This is a genomic window from Campylobacter curvus (genome assembly GCF_013372125.1).
Lineage (GTDB): Bacteria > Campylobacterota > Campylobacteria > Campylobacterales > Campylobacteraceae > Campylobacter_A > Campylobacter_A curvus.
Genome location: NZ_CP053826.1, coordinates 830,709 through 845,046 on the forward strand (window position 1 = coordinate 830,709; position 14,338 = coordinate 845,046).

Here is a 14,338-nt window from a genome sequence, read left to right on the forward strand (position 1 = left end):
ATAAAATGAGCGTTAAGCCCGAAAAGAAAGAGTATAGGCAAAAAGCTAAAAACGATATACGAAATTTGGCTTTAATAAAAGCAAAAGCGGCGCATTATAGGGCTGTCGATAGACTAGGAAAGCTGATAAAATTTAGCGGCGCAAGAAAAGTTTTGCTCTATTTGCCGCTTGATTATGAGGTCGATGTGTGTAGATTAAGGCGAAAATTATCAAGGGAGTGTGAAATTTTTGCTCCTTTTATGGTAGGGCTTAGTTTAAAAATGGTAAAATTGCGAATGCCGTTTATTGTTCATAAATTTAATGTCAGGCAACCGCTTGGCAGGAAAACGGACAAAATACGGCTCGATATGGCGGTAGTCCCCGTGATCGGGGTTGATGGGGCTATGGCTAGAATAGGGCATGGGAAAGGCTTTTATGATAGATTTTTTAACACTTTGCCCTATCGTCCGAAAATGATAGTTTTTGTGCAGATAAAAGATTTTTTTACGAGTCAGATACTGACCGAGAAACATGATGTTCGAGGCGACTTTTACATAACCCCGAGAAAAAATTATATTAAACGAGGGACTTATGATAGAAGTTTTAATAGGCTTAGGAGCCGGTGTGGCGGGAGTTGGCGCAGGATATCTGTATGCTAAAAAAATAAACGATGCAAACTATAACATCTTTTTAGAACAAGCAAAAGCAAAAGCAAAAGCCATCGAATACGAAGCGGAACTGACGCTTAAGAATTCTAAAATTTCAGTGCAAGAGGCTGAATTTGAAGCCAAAAAAAGATATGACGATAAAACTACCAAGCTTCAAAAAGAGTATAGTCAAAAATTCGACGAACTAAACAAAAAAGAGCAAATTTTACTAAACGAGCAAGAGCTTTTAAACGAAAATAAAGAGCTTTTTGAAAAAGATCGCAACGAAGCCAAGCTCACCTACGAAGAAGGGCTAAATTTAAAAACTACTTACCAAAGCAAAGTGCAAGAAGCCCTTAAAGTGCTTGAGCATGCCGCCGGTCTTACGGAGGATGAGGCTCGCGAAGTGGTACTGAAAAAAGTAGAGGAGAAATCTCGCGCCGATATCGCTCACATCGTTAGAAAACACGAAGAAGAGGCTAAACGCGAAGCTAAAAAGAGAGTCAATTATATCTTGGCGCAAGCCACATCGCGCTTTGCGGGAGAATTTGCCGCCGAGCGCCTGATAAACGTCGTGAATATCAAAAACGATGAGCTAAAAGGGCGCATCATCGGCAAAGAGGGACGAAATATAAAAACTCTTGAGATGGTGCTAGGCGTAGATATCATCATCGATGATACGCCGCATGCTATCATTTTAAGCAGCTTCAATCTCTATCGCCGTGCTATCGCGACGCGTGTCATCGAGCTTTTGGTAGAGGACGGCAGGATCCAGCCTGCTCGCATCGAAGACCTGCATAAAAAAGTTACGGAAGAATTTGAGCAAAGTATCCAAGAAGAGGGCGAAAATATCGTCATCGATCTAGGATTGAGCAAGATACATCCTGAGATAACCAAGCTGATAGGAAAGCTTAAATTTAGAGCCAGCTACGGCCAAAATGCACTGGCTCACAGCCTTGAGGTGGCGCATCTTGCCGGCATCATCGCAGCAGAGACTGGCGGTGATGAAAAGCTGGCTAAAAGAGCCGGGTTGCTCCATGACATCGGCAAGGCGTTGACACATGAGTTTGAAGGTAGCCATGTCGATCTAGGGGCTGAAATTTGTAAACGCTACAAAGAGCATCCGGTAGTCATAAATGCCATCTACGCTCACCACGGACACGAGGAGGCTACCAGTATAGAAAGTGCTGCCGTTTGTGCCGCCGACTGTCTGAGTGCGGCTCGTCCAGGAGCGCGTAGAGAGGTGCTAGAAAGCTTTTTGAAGCGTGTAGAAGAAGTTGAAAATATCGCAAAGAGCAAAGACGGTATCAAGCAAGCCTACGCCATAAATGCAGGGCGTGAAATTCGCGTTATAGCAAATGCAAAGCTCATAAACGACGATGAGGCGGTGCTTGTAGCAAAAGAGATCGCAAAAGAGATCGAAGAAAAAGTGCAGTATCCGGGCGAGATAAAGGTCAGTGTCATCCGCGAGACCCGCGCGGTAGATTATGCAAAATAATTACGGATAAATTTATGAGGAATTTAGTTATTTTGCTGTTTTGCGCGGTATTCTCGTTTGCTAGCGAAGAGATCGTGCTAAGTGCGGCAAATTCGTTCGTAACAACGATGAGATCCAGCAAAGACGCTCCGATAAAAGAGCTTATAGCACAGGCAAAGGCTACGATAATATTTCCGAGCGTGAAAAAAGTAGGCTTCGTCGTCGGCGGGATGGGCGGAGACGGTGTGATGATAGTGGGTCCCATGAGCTCTCCAAGCGAGATCGTCTCAGTGGGCATAAGCGGCGGGAGCATAGGGCTTCAGTTTGGTTATGAGGATAGCTCGCTGGTGCTTTTTGTGATGAAAGACAGTATAGTTTATGACATCAAGGACGCGAAAGTCACGATAGACGCCGACGTGTCGTTTTCATTTGGCGATATAGGGCGTAAATTCAATAAAATAAGCGATTTTAAATTTTCAAAAGACATCTATGCCTACGCGGCAAATGACGGATTTTTTGCAGGAGCTAGCTTTGGCGGTGCGGTCATCAGCTCAAAGGATGAAAATTTAAAGCAAAGCGGCTATGCTTACGAGCAGCTTATAGGCGCAGCCTCAAAATTTTAAGGCGCTGTATGCAAGATATCATAAATTCGCTTTCTACTTACGGCTATATCATACTTTTTTTATATACGCTTGGCGGCGGTATGGTCGCCATAATCGCTGCCGGAGTGCTAAGCTACGCCGGTAAAATGGATCTTAGCATCAGTATAACGGTCGCAGCGATTTCAAACGCTATCGGAGATACATTGCTTTTTTATCTTAGTAGATACAACAAAGGCGCGATAATGCCGTATCTTAAAGGACATAAACGCAAACTGGCTTACGCCGGAGTGCTCACGAAAAAGCACGGTGATAAAATCATATTTTTCAAGAAATTTATTTACGGACTAAAGACTCTCGTACCCGTTGCCATAGGGCTTACGAAGTACCCATTTTATAAATTTAGCGTTATAAACGTTATCTCTTCGATCGCTTGGGCGTGCATACTTGGTATTTTGAGCTACTGGGCGGGAGATTTTTTCATAAAAGCAAGCGACTATATAAGTGACCACGGATATATAATGCCCGTCGCTATGCTTTGTTTATTCGGTGGAATTTGGTATTTTTTGAAAAAAGTTACAAAGAGAAAGGAAGTAAAATGAAAAAAATTTTATCTACATTGCTTGTTGTGGTCGTCGTTGCAGTCGCGGCTGTGTATTATGTATCGGACAATGTCGCCAAAAACTATGAAAAGACGATCGGCGAGCTCGATAAGATCGACGGGATAAAAATTTCAAACAGCATGTATGAAAAAGGCTTGTTTGACTCAAATGCCACGTTTGATTTGATCGTCAGCAAAGACCTGCTTGATAAAATAGACGAGAGTGCAGGTGCTCAAGATCTTGTTTTTAAAGTCGATACGGAGCTAAAACACGGTCTTACGGCTTTATTTTCCGGAGCGCATGTAAAGTCTAAAATTTTTATTCAAAATGATTTTATTAAAAATATGGTTTCGGTATTTTTAGGCTCGAATTTAATAATGACAGCCGATGCGAACGTAGGTTTTGGCGGGGGCAAATATGTCTTGCTAAATTTAAGCGATATTGATTTTAAGGACAATAAAAGCGTCACGCTAACGACAAAGGGTGTGTCTATCGCGGTCGACCTTGACCCTAGCAACAAAGCCAAGAGCGTAAAATTTAATGTTTCAAAGGCATATATAGAAAATAAAGATGAAAATTTTAGCCTAAATATGGAAAACGCTTTTGCGGACATAGACTACGAGCAGCCTTTGGTGATCGACTCTGCTTTTGACTGGAGTATCGTTCCTTACGCTTCTAAGAGCGGCTTTAAAATTTTTGAGATAAGTGCTGATAATTATCAAGAAAGCATTAAGATCAATATCGCAGACGTGATTTATGATTCGGTGTTGAAGATAAACAACGGTTTAGCAAATTTTAAAGAAAATGTAAAAGCGGCGGGCATATCTGTAAATGATAGCAAATATAAAGAGCTGGCCCTTGATGCGGAGCTTTTAAATTTTAATGTCAGTGTGTTGGAGGATTATATAAAAAATTTAGATAAAGAGCTGGCTAGTAGTGATTTTGGCGGATATGAGGAATTTTTATCGGATAAATTTAAAAAAGATAGAGATGAATTTTTATCAAGCGATCCTATCGTAAAGGTAAATTCATTGACGCTAAAAAATATAGACAATAACGCCTTAAATTTAAATCTTACGCTAGGATTCAAAGGGTATGATAAAAAACTCACCGATGCACAAAATATCAAATCTCTCATTGTGAACGGAAAGATAAATATCGATACTACTTTGGCTGAATTTTTTGGTCAGATCCCGGAAGTTGGCATGTTTGAGCCTATGCTTAAAGAGGGTGAAATTTTAAAGAGTGATGGCAAAGGCGTAAAAACAGAATTTAAATTTGACAAAGATAAAATGGATATTATTTTTAACGAAAAAGTCGGTTTGTTTGATTTGATCAGGGGCTTTTAAATTTATGGTTTGTTTTATTTAAATTTAAGCGAGTTTTATATACAATTCAATTTCCGTTTCACCAAAATGGTTGAAACGAAATGTTCTTTAACCTACCATTGTTAAACTATTAGTCAATCTTTGAAATCTAAACAAGTGATCGATTGAGCCGATCTGCTTTTAGGCTTTCTTTGGAAAGTAATCAGCGGATCAAAAACTAAATCATCTTTTCTTTGTAATAGATAAAGATGTATTAAAAAATAAAAAACAAAAGTTTTTAGATTAAAAACTTCATATATCAAAAACCACTTAGACATTATCTAAGTAAGTGTCAAACCTTACTTATGCAATAACGACTTGCGAAGCAAGGAGTGTTGCAGTCTTTAGGTGGGTCAAGGGAGCGTAGCTCCTTGTCGCAAGGAAAGGCTTTGCCTTTCTGCGAAGTAAATATGGAGAGTTTGATCCTGGCTCAGAGTGAACGCTGGCGGCGTGCCTAATACATGCAAGTCGAACGGACAAGTAAGAGCTTGCTCTTATGAGTTAGTGGCGCACGGGTGAGTAATGTATAGCTAATCTGCCCCATAGTGGAGGACAACAGTTGGAAACGACTGCTAATACTCCATACTCCATTTATATATAAGTATAAATGGGAAAGTCGAACCCTATATATTGTTTATTTATCAAATACCTACGGCGCAACCGAAAGTTGCGGTGTGCTTTAGGTGGGTCAAGGGAGCGTAGCTCCTTGTCGCAAAGACGGACTTTGTTCGTCTGCGAAGTAAATAATATATAGGGTTTCTCGCTATGGGATGAGGCTATATCGTATCAGCTAGTTGGTAAGGTAATGGCTTACCAAGGCTATGACGCGTAACTGGTCTGAGAGGATGATCAGTCACACTGGAACTGAGACACGGTCCAGACTCCTACGGGAGGCAGCAGTAGGGAATATTGCTCAATGGGGGAAACCCTGAAGCAGCAACGCCGCGTGGAGGATGACACTTTTCGGAGCGTAAACTCCTTTTCTTGGGGAAGAAATTTGACGGTACCCAAGGAATAAGCACCGGCTAACTCCGTGCCAGCAGCCGCGGTAATACGGAGGGTGCAAGCGTTACTCGGAATCACTGGGCGTAAAGGACGCGTAGGCGGATTATCAAGTCTCTTGTGAAATCCAATGGCTTAACCATTGAACTGCTTGAGAAACTGATAATCTAGAGTGAGGGAGAGGTAGATGGAATTGGTGGTGTAGGGGTAAAATCCGTAGAGATCACCAGGAATACCCATTGCGAAGGCGATCTGCTGGAACTCAACTGACGCTAATGCGTGAAAGCGTGGGGAGCAAACAGGATTAGATACCCTGGTAGTCCACGCCCTAAACGATGTATACTAGTTGTTGCTGAGCTAGTCTTGGCAGTAATGCACCTAACGGATTAAGTATACCGCCTGGGGAGTACGGTCGCAAGATTAAAACTCAAAGGAATAGACGGGGACCCGCACAAGCGGTGGAGCATGTGGTTTAATTCGAAGATACGCGAAGAACCTTACCCGGACTTGATATCTAACAAATCATCTAGAGATAGAAGAGTGTCTGCTTGCAGAAATGTTAAGACAGGTGCTGCACGGCTGTCGTCAGCTCGTGTCGTGAGATGTTGGGTTAAGTCCCGCAACGAGCGCAACCCACGTCATTAGTTGCTAACGGTTCGGCCGAGCACTCTAATGAGACTGCCTTCGCAAGGAGGAGGAAGGTGTGGACGACGTCAAGTCATCATGGCCCTTATGTCCGGGGCGACACACGTGCTACAATGGCGTATACAATGAGACGCAATATCGCGAGATGGAGCAAATCTATAAAATACGTCCCAGTTCGGATTGGAGTCTGCAACTCGACTCCATGAAGCCGGAATCGCTAGTAATCGTAGATCAGCCATGCTACGGTGAATACGTTCCCGGGTCTTGTACTCACCGCCCGTCACACCATGGGAGTTGATTTCACTCGAAGCCCAAATACCAAACCGGTTATGGTCCACAGTGGAATCAGCGACTGGGGTGAAGTCGTAACAAGGTAACCGTAGGAGAACCTGCGGTTGGATCACCTCCTTTCTAGAGTACAATGAATATTCTCTCACAAGATATTCGTCAAAGGAAAATTTAGATTATTGTTATAGATAATCTACTCAATCGACCTTGTTTAGTTTTGAAAGATTGACGGCTAATAAATAATAATTATCTAGTTCCTTAACTACCTAGGCAAAAACCTAAATTTATGATTTATGACAAATAAATTTTGAAATAAATCTTTGTAATTTTAGGTGGGTCAAGGGAGTGTTTGCACTCCTTGTCGCAAAGATAAATTTTTATTTGTCTGCGAAGTAAAGGATAGCATGGGGAATTAGCTCAGCTGGGAGAGCGCCTGCTTTGCACGCAGGAGGTCAGCGGTTCGATCCCGCTATTCTCCACCATTTATAAATGGACGATGATTTATCATTGTGGTTGTAAATAAATAGTATTTATGATTTATTTTTAGCTTAGACGAGAAAGCTTTTAAGAAATTAAGGAGCGTATCGGATATACGTGACGAAGGTTTCGCAAAAAGCTGACGAAGTATAAGTTAAAAAGAAACATAAGATATGCGAACTATTTTAGCTTTAGAGAAGGAAAATCTCAATGAGGCAAGGAGCATACATAAAAGTATGTGACGAAGCTAAAGCGGAGATTTGACGCACTATAAAGCTAAAAGAGAAAGCAAGAGGGCCTATAGCTCAGCTGGTTAGAGTGCACCCCTGATAAGGGTGAGGTCACAAGTTCAAGTCTTGTTAGGCCCACCATTATTGAAATTTAGCTTTTAAGCATTAGCTCGCTTATAGTTTAACTGAGTATAAAAGATAAAAGCCCAAACAAAGAGTTTGGTTGATCCTAAATTCTTTGTTTAGACTTTGTCATGGTCTAAGTTCTTTTATTTATCATTGTTAAGAGTCACAAGCAAGTTTTAATAAAAACAATTTTACAGGACTTGTTAAAGATTTAAATCTCTAATCTCTTTGCATTTAATAATGCAAAAGTTTAACATCACAATTATATGGAGCTAAATTAAAACTTATCCATATATAGTTAATGCTTTCCGTCTTGGAGGATAGAGTTTAAATGCAGTAACTAAAAGTTATCTTTAACAAGGAAGTGATGCGAATTAGAATATATAAATATACTAATGACTTCTTTTAACCGATACCATCTAAACTTAAATTTTAGAGTGATCTAATTTTAAAATATACGGCGCTTCCGAAAGAAGCGGTGTGCTTTAGGTGGGTCAAGGGAGTGCTTGCACTCCTTGTCGGAGCAAGAGCTTTGCTCTTGCGAGAAGTTAAAAAAGGTAAGCTACTAAGAGCAAGTGGTGGATGCCTTGGCTAGTAGAGGCGATGAAAGACGTGCCAGGCTGCGATAAGTCTCGGGGAGCCGTCAAGGGGCTTTGATCCGGGAATTTCTGAATGGGGCGACCCAACTAATAGAGATATTAGTTACCGTAATGGAGCGAACGAGGGGAATTGAAACATCTTAGTACCCTCAGGAAAAGAAATCAAACGAGATTACGCTAGTAGCGGCGAGCGAACGCGTAAGAGGGCAAACCACTAGTTTACTAGTGGGGTTGTAGGACTGTAACATAGACTAAATTTAGCTAATAGAATGATCTGGAAAGGTCAAGCATAGAGGGTGATACTCCCGTATATGAAAGCTTTATTTTACTTAGCAGTATCCTGAGTAGGGCGGAACACGTGATATTCTGTCTGAAGCTGGGTAGACCACTATCCAACCCTAAATACTACTACTAGACCGATAGTGCACAAGTACCGTGAGGGAAAGGTGAAAAGAACTGAGGTGATCAGAGTGAAATAGAACCTGAAACCATTTGCTTACAATCATTCAGAGCCCTATGATTTATCAGGGTGATGGACTGCCTTTTGCATAATGAGCCTGCGAGTTGTGGTGTCTGGCGAGGTTAAGGAAACCCGGAGCCGTAGCGAAAGCGAGTCTTAATAGGGCGTTTAGTCAGATGCTGCAGACCCGAAACGATGTGATCTATCCATGAGCAGGTTGAAACTGGTGTAAGAACCAGTGGAGGACCGAACCCGCTAGCGTTGAAAAGCTATGGGATGACTTGTGGATAGGGGTGAAAGGCCAATCAAACATCGTGATAGCTGGTTCTCTCCGAAATATATTTAGGTATAGCGTCATGTAGTAGCTATAAGGGGTAGAGCACTGAATGGGCTAGGGCATACACCAATGTACCAAACCCTATCAAACTCCGAATACTTATAGTGTAATCATGGCAGTCAGGCGGCGAGTGATAAAATCCGTCGTCGAGAGGGGAACAACCCAGACTAACAGCTAAGGTCCCTAAATCTCATTTAAGTGGAAAACGATGTGAAGTTACTGAAACAACCAGGAGGTTGGCTTAGAAGCAGCCATCCTTTAAAGAAAGCGTAATAGCTCACTGGTCTAGTGATTTTGCGCGGAAAATATAACGGGGCTAAAATGAGTACCGAAGCTTTAGACTTGCACTTAATTTTAACTATAAAAATTTTACACAAGGTTTTAAGTTATGTTTCTCATAATTTAATGAACTTTGTGAGTTAAATTATGAGAAAATAGTTTACTAAAAGTAGTTAGAATTAAGTGCAAGTGGTAGGAGAGCGTTGCATTCAGCATTGAAGGTGTACCGGTAAGGAGCGCTGGAGCGGATGCAAGTGAGCATGCAGGCATGAGTAGCGATAATTAATGTGAGAATCATTAACGCCGTAAACCCAAGGTTTCCTACGCGATGCTCGTCATCGTAGGGTTAGCCGGGTCCTAAGCAAAGTCCGAAAGGGGTATGCGATGGAAAATTGGTTAATATTCCAATGCCAACTATGATGTGCGATGGAAGGACGCTTAAGGTTAGAGGAGCCAGCGGATGGAAGTGCTGGTCGAAAGGTGTAGGTTGAAATTCAGGCAAATCCGAATTTCTTTATCCAAGACCCCACAGGCATTTGAAGTTCTTCGGAATGGATAGTGAATCCTTGATACCATCGAGCCAAGAAAAGTTTCTAAGTTTAGTTATAGTTGCCCGTACCGTAAACCGACACAGGTGGGTGGGATGAGTATTCTAAGGCGCGTGGAAGAACTCTCTTCAAGGAACTCTGCAAAATAGCACCGTATCTTCGGTATAAGGTGTGCCTAACTTTGTGAAGGATTTACTCCGTAAGCATTGAAGGTTACAACAAAGAGTCCCTCCCGACTGTTTACCAAAAACACAGCACTCTGCTAACACGTAAGTGGATGTATAGGGTGTGACGCCTGCCCGGTGCTCGAAGGTTAATTGATGACGTTAGCTCTGCGAAGCGTTTGATCGAAGCCCGAGTAAACGGCGGCCGTAACTATAACGGTCCTAAGGTAGCGAAATTCCTTGTCGGTTAAATACCGACCTGCATGAATGGCGTAACGAGATGGGAGCTGTCTCGAAGAGGGATCCAGTGAAATTGTAGTGGAGGTGAAAATTCCTCCTACCCGCGGCAAGACGGAAAGACCCCGTGGACCTTTACTACAGCTTGACACTGCTATTGGGATAAAGATGTGCAGGATAGGTGGGAGGCTTCGAGTAATAGACGCCAGTTTATTATGAGCCATTGTTGAGATACCACTCTTTTTTATTCTGATAGCTAACTAGCATGAGTTATCCTCATGTAGGACAATGTCTGGTGGGTAGTTTGACTGGGGCGGTCGCCTCCCAAAATGTAACGGAGGCTTACAAAGGTTGGCTCAGAACGGTTGGAAATCGTTCGTAGAGTATAAAGGCAAAAGCCAGCTTAACTGCAAGACATACACGTCAAGCAGAGACGAAAGTCGGTCTTAGTGATCCGGTGGTTCTGTGTGGAAGGGCCATCGCTCAAAGGATAAAAGGTACCCCGGGGATAACAGGCTGATCTCCCCCAAGAGCTCACATCGACGGGGAGGTTTGGCACCTCGATGTCGGCTCATCGCATCCTGGGGCTGGAGCAGGTCCCAAGGGTATGGCTGTTCGCCATTTAAAGCGGTACGCGAGCTGGGTTCAGAACGTCGTGAGACAGTTCGGTCCCTATCTGCCGTGGGCGCAAGAAGATTGAGGAGAGTTGACCCTAGTACGAGAGGACCGGGTCGAACCAACCACTGGTGTACGAGTTGTCCTGCCAAGGGCACCGCTCGGTAGCTAAGTTGGGATGTGATAAGAGCTGAAAGCATCTAAGCTCGAAGCCAACTCCAAGATGAATCTTCTTTTAAGAGCTCAATTAGACTAATTGTTCGATAGGCTGGGTGTGTAATGGATGAAAGTCCTTTAGCTGACCAGTACTAATAGCTCGTCTGCTTATCTTTATAAGCATCACTTCCTTGTTAAGGATAAATTTTAATTCCTATTTTTTCTACTATGCTTCGTTAGACTTCGTTTCAGACTTCGGTCACGTATAAAACATACGCTCCCTCGTCTTTACTCGTCTGCCTCGCCTAGCGAAAAAATAGTTCTTAAAATTGTTTAGCATTAAAATTGATAAGATTTCTAATCTAAATTCATATCCGAACAAGACCTTGTTTTTATCATTGAAACATCGCTTTGACTTTTAACAATAAAAGCAGTGTTAAACAAGAAATTTCTAAATTTAACTAACCTGGTATAATAAAACTAGATTGATTAAATTACAAAGAAATTTTAGTTTAGACGAGGCGAACGAAGCAAGAACGAAGGAGCATACATATAGTATGTGACTGAAGTTCGTAGTAAAGCACAACGAAGTATAAACTAAAATTCTGCAGCAATTTTTTATTTAACACTGCCCGTGGCTATACAGACGAGGAAACGCCTTGCTCCATCTCGAACCAAGAAGCTAAGCTCGTCATGGCTGATGATACTCTCCCTTACTGGGATGTTGGAAAAGTAGGTCGCTGCGGGCTTTGTTATTTATACTAAACTTTCTTTCATAAATCATGATCTTTAATAACTTGACTCAAATGATAAAACTATAAAAATTTGATCCATACAATATAAAAATATCCATAAAATATAAAATCCACCTATCTTCTATATGTAAATTTATGATTGCTATGCTAAAATCACTCCTCAATTCAAATCAAAGGAACAAACATGAACAAGGTATTATTGTCATTGATAGCTACTGCTTCATTAGCGTTGGCAGCTGTAAATTTAAACACTGCTACTAAAGAGGAGCTCATGAGCTTGGATGGTATAGGAAGCTCTAAGGCAGATGCCATAATAGAGTATAGGAAGGCAAACAAATTCAACTCCATAGAGGATCTAAAGAAAGTAAATGGCATAGGTGACAAGACATATGAAAATTTAAAATCAGATATTTCTACCTCAGGAGATACTAGCATAAAAGAAAAAGCTAAAAAGCAAAAAGATAAAGTAAAAGAGACCAAAGAAAAGATAAAGAGTAAGGCAGAAGATAAAAGTAAAGACATAAAAGAAGATACGAAGAGCAAGACTAAAAAGATGAAAGAGAAGATGGTAGGGTGATATAGAATAGATATAAAGCAGTAGTGAAATAGGTGGGGGGGGTTAAGTATATTTTAGGTATTTGTTAGTGAAAAAATTAGTGTAAGTGTTGTGGGATTATAAAGAAGTGGGTAATTTTAAAAAGTGTTGATTTTTAAAATTATAGATACTCTAGCATAGTTAAATTTTATTAGCTATTACCACCGTTGTATTTGTGGTTTGCGAGCGCACAAGCACAAAGCAAAAGCTAAAAGACATAAGCTGATCGCTATTTGATACACCTAGCTTTTAGCTACTTCTTAAAAAGCCATAAACAAACAAAGTGTAGCAGACCAGTTGTTCCTGGAGTAAGTAAAATTTGCGAAGTAACAAAATAAATGAACATTTCGCGAATCTTATTTCCTTTAGGAGTGGCTTAGCACAGATCCTGACGGCGTTTTAAAGGAATCTTTTCGCTCAACTGTAAAGTAGAAGCGAAAAAATGAGCAACGCGTACTAAAAGGTATTTCTAGGAGAAGCTAAGCGGCTGAGTAAAAACTACTCGGTCCTTCGGGCTTCCCCAATCTCTCGTTTCGTTTCACTACTCAAATGCTATTCGCGAATTCCTTGCTAGCAGAGTGCGGGAGTGAGTAGCTCAACATATAGCATGATTTTTTCTACTTCGACTTCGTCTTGTGGCTTTTCAAGACGCAATACTTCGCTCGCAGTTGCGAGCAGACGGCGGTCAGCCTTACAACTTCCCTGCCTCGCAACGAAGTTTTTTGCTTTGCAACTCTTCGAGAAGTTTCGACTTCGTCTCATAACTCAAGCAGAGCATTACGAGTGCTTAGCACGCTCTACTTGCAGTTGCAAGACGAAGCGAAGCAATGTAAAAATCGGCGGTGATAAGCTCGCTAATAAGATTTGACTACACTATAGCATTTAAAATTTTAGAAATCAACATTTTTTAAAACAGAGCTATCTTAAAATATTACACTTTGTTAAAATAAAAATCTATAAATTTGACTAGTTTAAATCCCACAAAACACTATTAAAATTATAGTTAAAATTACAAAATTTAATTTATAAATTATTAAAATATCAATATAATTACCCGAATACATAAAAATTTAAAGGAAATCTATGTCTTTTGGTAAAGTTATACAAGCGATCGAAGATATAAAAAACGGCAAAATGATCGTCATGGTTGATGATGAAGACCGCGAGAACGAGGGCGATTTGATATTTGCAGCGAGCATGAGCGACACTCAAAAGGTAAATTTCGCTATCACGCACGCAAAAGGGGTGCTGTGCCTAGCGATGGATGAAGCCAACGCGAAGAGGCTTGATCTTCCGCTCATGGTGGCAAAAAATACATCCAGCCATGAGACCGCATTTACCGTTACTATCGATGCCAAAGAGGCTGTTACGGGAGTCAGCGCATACGAGCGGGATATGACGATGAGGCTTGCGGCAGATGTTGATTCTCGTCCCAATGATTTCGTAAGGCCCGGGCACATATTCCCCCTTATCGCCAAAAAAGGCGGCGTGCTAGTTAGGACCGGACACACCGAAGGCTCGGTCGATCTTTGTAGGCTTGCAGGCATCACTCCTATGGCGGCGATTTGTGAGATCGTAAAAGATGACGGGACGATGGCTAGACGCGATTATTTGGAGGAATTTTGTAAAAGATATGACCTCAATATGATAGCCGTTTCAGACCTCGTCGAGTATCGTTTGAGTCATGAAAGCCTGATAAAAGTCGGCGAGAAGACGCCTGTAAAGATCGCCGGATACGACGCATTCAGATACGGTATCACCGATCATAAAGGCAAAGAGCATGCAGCTTTTGTATTTGGTGAAATTTCACAAACGGCTAATGTAAAATTTCAAAAATCAGTAAAAGACTACGAGCTTTTAAGCTCTCCTAAATTTTCCGATCTACTCAAAAATATAGAATTTTTAAACAAAAATAACGGCGTACTCATATTTTTAGATAGCGAAAAGATGACTTCAAATTCTACGAAAGACTATGGCATTGGCGCGCAGATTTTAAAACATTTTGGCGTAAAAGAGATCGAGCTGATAACTTCAAATAAAAATAAAGAATTTATAGGTATCAGTGGATTTGGGCTTGATATAAAAGGTTACAAGGATATTTAAAAAATTTTGAAAAATATTTAAATTTATGTTTATTTTACGTTTATTTTTAGC

The 14,338-nt window shown here is 41.2% G+C and carries 7 protein-coding genes, 2 tRNA genes and 3 rRNA genes; all 12 read left to right on the forward strand.

From position 1 onward, the window contains the following. Nucleotides 1–5 precede the first annotated feature (5 nt). Nucleotides 6–638: a 5-formyltetrahydrofolate cyclo-ligase gene (locus CCVT_RS04100; RefSeq protein ID WP_026175476.1), complete on the forward strand. Its 633-nt coding sequence runs from the start codon at nucleotides 6–8 to the stop codon at nucleotides 636–638. Continuing rightward, nucleotides 571–2,124 (forward strand): ribonuclease Y, encoded by a 1,554-nt coding sequence (rny, locus tag CCVT_RS04105; protein WP_026175475.1) that lies wholly within the window; start codon nucleotides 571–573, stop codon nucleotides 2,122–2,124. The genes CCVT_RS04100 and rny overlap by 68 nt, the downstream gene beginning before the upstream one ends. A gap of 14 nt (nucleotides 2,125–2,138) precedes the next feature. After that, a complete protein-coding gene (locus tag CCVT_RS04110; RefSeq protein ID WP_009651535.1) occupies nucleotides 2,139–2,726 on the forward strand; it encodes a lipid-binding SYLF domain-containing protein in 588 nt (195 codons plus the stop codon). Between the two features lie 8 nt (nucleotides 2,727–2,734). Beyond that, nucleotides 2,735–3,304, forward strand: coding sequence for a DedA family protein (locus CCVT_RS04115; RefSeq protein ID WP_018136600.1), 570 nt, complete (start codon nucleotides 2,735–2,737; stop codon nucleotides 3,302–3,304). Further along, a complete protein-coding gene (locus CCVT_RS04120) occupies nucleotides 3,301–4,653 on the forward strand; it encodes a DUF945 family protein (protein WP_018136599.1) in 1,353 nt (450 codons plus the stop codon). The genes CCVT_RS04115 and CCVT_RS04120 overlap by 4 nt, the downstream gene beginning before the upstream one ends. A 425-nt stretch (nucleotides 4,654–5,078) precedes the next feature. Next, nucleotides 5,079–6,729 (forward strand): 16S ribosomal RNA (locus CCVT_RS04125). A gap of 283 nt (nucleotides 6,730–7,012) precedes the next feature. Further along, a tRNA-Ala gene (locus CCVT_RS04130) sits at nucleotides 7,013–7,088 on the forward strand. A 289-nt stretch (nucleotides 7,089–7,377) separates the two neighbouring features. After that, nucleotides 7,378–7,454 (forward strand) — tRNA-Ile (locus CCVT_RS04135). A 540-nt stretch (nucleotides 7,455–7,994) separates the two neighbouring features. After that, a 23S ribosomal RNA gene (locus CCVT_RS04140) occupies nucleotides 7,995–11,010 on the forward strand. Between the two features lie 454 nt (nucleotides 11,011–11,464). Next, nucleotides 11,465–11,583, forward strand: a 5S ribosomal RNA gene (rrf, locus tag CCVT_RS04145). Together the 16S, 23S and 5S rRNA genes with 2 tRNA genes alongside form the textbook arrangement of a ribosomal RNA operon. A gap of 190 nt (nucleotides 11,584–11,773) precedes the next feature. Continuing rightward, nucleotides 11,774–12,166, forward strand: a complete 393-nt coding sequence (locus tag CCVT_RS10100; protein ID WP_169765189.1) for a ComEA family DNA-binding protein — start codon at nucleotides 11,774–11,776, stop codon at nucleotides 12,164–12,166. 1,101 nt (nucleotides 12,167–13,267) lie between these two features. Then, complete coding sequence (locus CCVT_RS04155; protein ID WP_018135843.1) at nucleotides 13,268–14,287, forward strand: bifunctional 3,4-dihydroxy-2-butanone 4-phosphate synthase/GTP cyclohydrolase II; 1,020 nt, start codon at nucleotides 13,268–13,270, stop codon at nucleotides 14,285–14,287. The last annotated feature ends 51 nt before the right edge of the window (nucleotides 14,288–14,338 follow it).

Coding starts and splice junctions, on each gene's coding strand:
- CCVT_RS04100 (WP_026175476.1), top strand. CDS start 6: ATGAGCGTTAAGCCCGAAAAGAAAGAGTATAGGCAAAAAGCTAAAAAC.
- CCVT_RS10100 (WP_169765189.1), top strand. CDS start 11,774: ATGAACAAGGTATTATTGTCATTGATAGCTACTGCTTCATTAGCGTTG.
- CCVT_RS04120 (WP_018136599.1), top strand. CDS start 3,301: ATGAAAAAAATTTTATCTACATTGCTTGTTGTGGTCGTCGTTGCAGTC.
- rny (WP_026175475.1), top strand. CDS start 571: ATGATAGAAGTTTTAATAGGCTTAGGAGCCGGTGTGGCGGGAGTTGGC.
- CCVT_RS04115 (WP_018136600.1), top strand. CDS start 2,735: ATGCAAGATATCATAAATTCGCTTTCTACTTACGGCTATATCATACTT.
- CCVT_RS04110 (WP_009651535.1), top strand. CDS start 2,139: ATGAGGAATTTAGTTATTTTGCTGTTTTGCGCGGTATTCTCGTTTGCT.
- CCVT_RS04155 (WP_018135843.1), top strand. CDS start 13,268: ATGTCTTTTGGTAAAGTTATACAAGCGATCGAAGATATAAAAAACGGC.